Here is a 4003-nt window from a genome sequence, read left to right as displayed (position 1 = left end):
ATTTCTTCTAATATCCCTATTAACTGCGGGATTTCTACCCAAATATCTTCGGGAATATATTTACTCCCGGTACGCGGATAACTAATAAATTTCTTCTCATAAAGACTTTGAGCAATAGTAAGAGTTTCTTCTGCTGAAAGATTCAATTTGATGTTAGCCTCTTTTTGTAATGCGGTAAGATCAAATAGTAAGGGTGGTTGTTCATTAACAATCTTCTTTTCAAGAGCTGTGACCGTAGCCATTCCTTGTCGTTGAATGAATTTTAGTGTATGATCAGCCTGTTTACTATCATCCCATTTGGTTAAAGAAAGACTTTTGAAATCAATAAAATCTTTTAGATTCTCTAACTCAATTTGCCAATATTTCTTAATTGTGAATGCTTTATTTTCTATGAACCTTTTACAAATAACTGCTAATGTTGGGGTTTGCACTCTTCCCAAAGAATAAATTCCACTTCCGGCAGCAACTGTCAAAGCTTGTGAAGCATTGATACCAACCAACCAGTCTGCACGGCTTCTCCCTTGAGCAGCAAAATATAAACCATCAAATTCCTTTCCTGGTTTCAGCTTATCAAATCCCTTGAGAATCGCTCTTTCTGTCAATGAGCTTATCCATAACCTTTCAAAAGGTTTGTTGCATTTTAGATGTTCATAAATATAACGGAAAATCAATTCCCCCTCACGTCCAGCATCTGTCGCTACAATAATATTTTCACAGTTTTTTAAAAGCTGTTCAATGATTTTCAATTGTTTCAATGCTGCTGTATCTGGAACATATCCATCAGTTGTCTTGATTTTACGAGCGGTTAATAAAAAAGGATTAGGTATTATAGGTAAACATTCTTTTTGAAAACCACTAATTCCATAATCCTCCGGCATTGCCAGAGTAACTAAATGTCCGAATGCCCAGGTTATCTGATATCCATTCCCCATCAAATAACCTTCTTTTTTCTCACTAGCTCCCAAAAGCGAGGCTATTTCCCTAGCCACACTTGGCTTTTCTGCAATTACCACTTTCATCGGATTATCACTTTAGGATAGTTATATTTTTCGACCTGTAGATTTCTTAGTTGCTTTAGGTTTCTCTTGCTCTTGTTGTTGCTTTTTACTATCCAGGTGATTCTGTTCAGTTTTCAAAGGTTCTTTAATGTTTTTAGTAGCCTCATTCGTTTTTCCTTCCGAATTAACAGCAACCTGTGTTTTACTTTCCTCTTTAGGCTGAGCTTTCTCTTTCATTTTATTTGGATTATCGAAAGAAAAATCAGTTTTTGCTGTATCTTTATTGAATGTAATATAGCCCTGATATTCTTTACCTTTCTTATCAATCAAACCACTTAAATATACGGTTTGTCCCTCTTGGAACTTTTGATATTGTTGTTCATCAAGCTCTTTTCCTCTAAACACACGAGGTACATCCTGTTGTTGACTTACAGATTGCATATTATTAGTTCTGTCAAAGAGAAATTCCAGGTAACATTTATCTGCATTAAATTGAACAGTGGCATTAAAAGGTTCTCCTTTTTTAGAAATCATCCCTTCTATGTATAAAGCTTTACCCTCTGCTAAAGTCTGCTTTTGTTGTTCTTCTAACTTCACTCCTTTTATTTCATCTGGAATTTTAATGCGATCTGTACGAAGGGCAATCAATTCTTTAGTCAATCTATCCACACTAATAATGGACGATATTTTTTCACCAGTTTTGGGATTAGTCAAATCAACTACTCGTCCCATATTACCTGTTTTGAGTAAGTTCTCCTTATCTTCTTTGGTGAATTCGTGTCCAAAAAACGGAAAATTTAACTGTGGTTCTTTACGGATTCCGTGAATAGCAACAACCACCTGTCCATCTTCTTTAGTCTGCAAAGAAAGTCTGGCATCCATACGGGTAATGGAAGTTCCTAAATCAAGACTTATAGGAACCAATTCATTTGTCTTATATCCTTTTAGCAAAGGATCAAGTAGCTTCATTTTTTCAAGGCGTTCTTTACTTAGTCCTAAATTGGACATCGCATTCCAATCAATCTGTTCTAATTTGAAGCGGTATTCGCTCGTTTCCATTGTTGACTGAGTTGTTTCCATGATTTTATTATTTTGTTGTTTATAATCAATTTCTATCTTGTGTTGGGCAAATAATTTGTTTCCTTCTTTAGTAGGATTATCAACTTCTTTTTGCATTTTATTGGCTACACTAATTGCTTCATGAGCAGAAACTCTAAAAAAAATGAAATGGGTTGGATTCTTTAATTGATTAAGAAAATTGGAGAAAAAATTAGAAAATAAATCACCATGCTTATCGACACGTATAAACTGGCTTTCATTTTTCTTGTTGGCAGGCATGGTTTTTAGTTCACCATTCTTGTCAATTCCTTTAACTACCTCTATTTTCTTTTTTTTCTTGTCGAATACCAATAAAATATCAGAAAACTGATCTTCCGCTTTTGGTGCATCTATAGATTGCTCGCTCATCACAATCGCATTTTTAATTTATATACCCGAAAATAATAAGATGAAATAGCAGCTTATACCAAATGACTTTCAATGGCTTTACTTGACATTTTTTGTCTATCACTTTTTGAAAGGAGTATTAAAACTATCACGTATAAATTGATGAACGTCTGATAATTTATAATAAAGCTTCCCACTAATTGTATAATACGGTAGCTTACCTGATGAGCGGTAACGCTGAAGTGAGCGATTACTAATTTTCAACATCTGAAGGAGATCCTGATTGTCTAACAATTCTTCTCCATCAATGTTATTCCGTTGTTTTTGAACATCATTTATATGTTCATTTAGGATATCGAAACGATCCATAATTCGTTCCATCCATGCTATAAATTCCATTCTGTCTATATTCATACTTTTACTTCAATACATTAAACAATTATTTATTGATAGCTGTACAAATTTGAAAAGTATGAGTGTAATTGTCCGCCAAGATGTACCAATTGAGAATGACAATTTTTTTAATTTAATAAATGTGGAAAACAACAATTTTATTAATAATCTCCTGAGTCAACAATTGATAATATCTAGGTATGCCAATGGGTATTTATGGGTATAAAAAAACAGCGTGGTAAAAACGCTGTTCTTATTAAGAATTTGAAATATAACTATAAATCCTTATCCATGTATTCTTCCAGTGCAGCTTTAAGTTTATCAAGAAAAACTGTTCTGGAACCAGTTCTTTCTTTCATTCGATGAAAAGCATGATGAATGTCTCCCAAAGGAGTTCTAAATAAAATATGAAAAGCAAGACTAATTTTTCGAATCCCAATTTTCCCATGTGAGATAGCTCCTGAAACATATAAAGCATAAATCAGTTCAATAAGAGCATTTTTAGAATCTGTCCAAAAAATATCTTTTACTGATTCTGGATTTTGCAAAATAGAATTTGAGTTTTGATCTGGATTTGTTTTCGCCAACAGATACGCATAAAGCAGTTCATTAGCTATTATTCGGGCAATTTTATAATCATAATAAGTCGAAAAACTAGTATCTATTTCAAAGACAAAACTATTAAGTCCATTGTGATAATTTATTTTTCCAAGCATAAAAAACTCATTATCCTTATCTGTTCTTCCAGAACGATAATACCTGTAAAAATCTGAATTGCAAATGTGCTCTTTATATTCCTGCTTTAATTCTTCTAGTTCATTAGAGAAGAAATTATGGTACATTTTTCCATCATTTACAGGACAAGAAGTCTCTATTCGAAATACCTTATTGTAATAAATTAATTTGCCAAGTATTTGAGGTTTTATATTCTTAAAAAAGTTTATCTCCTCAGAATCATCTTTAAAACCAACTTTTAAAAGTTCATTTTTTATTTTAAACAACAATTCCCTTAAATAGGTACTTACTTTATAGGATTCATCTATTAAATTAGTTGTTTCCTCAGAAACTTTTTTCTCAAAGCTTTTTATCTCAGTTAAAATATCATTTAAAGAGCTTTTCATTGTATGTTCGTTTTTAATCTCTAAAAAAGACATAGCTTGCAAAAA

At 32.5% G+C, this 4003-nt stretch carries 4 protein-coding genes; all 4 read right to left on the bottom strand.

Translation table 11 applies throughout. The features are described 5' to 3' along the window. The coding region (locus tag BUB89_RS17670) for a DNA topoisomerase (protein WP_234982695.1) at positions 1-1019 on the bottom strand (1019 nt) is incomplete at its 3' end. Between the two features lie 21 nt (positions 1020-1040). Further along, positions 1041-2465: a DUF3945 domain-containing protein gene (locus BUB89_RS17665; protein ID WP_073247531.1), complete on the bottom strand. Its 1425-nt coding sequence runs from the start codon at positions 2463-2465 to the stop codon at positions 1041-1043. A 99-nt stretch (positions 2466-2564) separates the two neighbouring features. Continuing rightward, positions 2565-2858 (bottom strand): helix-turn-helix domain-containing protein, encoded by a 294-nt coding sequence (locus BUB89_RS17660; protein WP_073247530.1) that lies wholly within the window; start codon positions 2856-2858, stop codon positions 2565-2567. Between the two features lie 254 nt (positions 2859-3112). Further along, a complete protein-coding gene (locus tag BUB89_RS17655; protein ID WP_073247532.1) occupies positions 3113-3958 on the bottom strand; it encodes an RteC domain-containing protein in 846 nt (281 codons plus the stop codon). Positions 3959-4003: the final 45 nt, after the last annotated feature.

This window comes from Flavobacterium flevense (assembly GCF_900142775.1).
GTDB classification, from domain to species: Bacteria; Bacteroidota; Bacteroidia; order Flavobacteriales; family Flavobacteriaceae; genus Flavobacterium; species Flavobacterium flevense.
The sequence above is the reverse complement of the archived record's forward strand: the minus strand, read 5'-3'. Positions and strand labels throughout refer to the sequence as shown.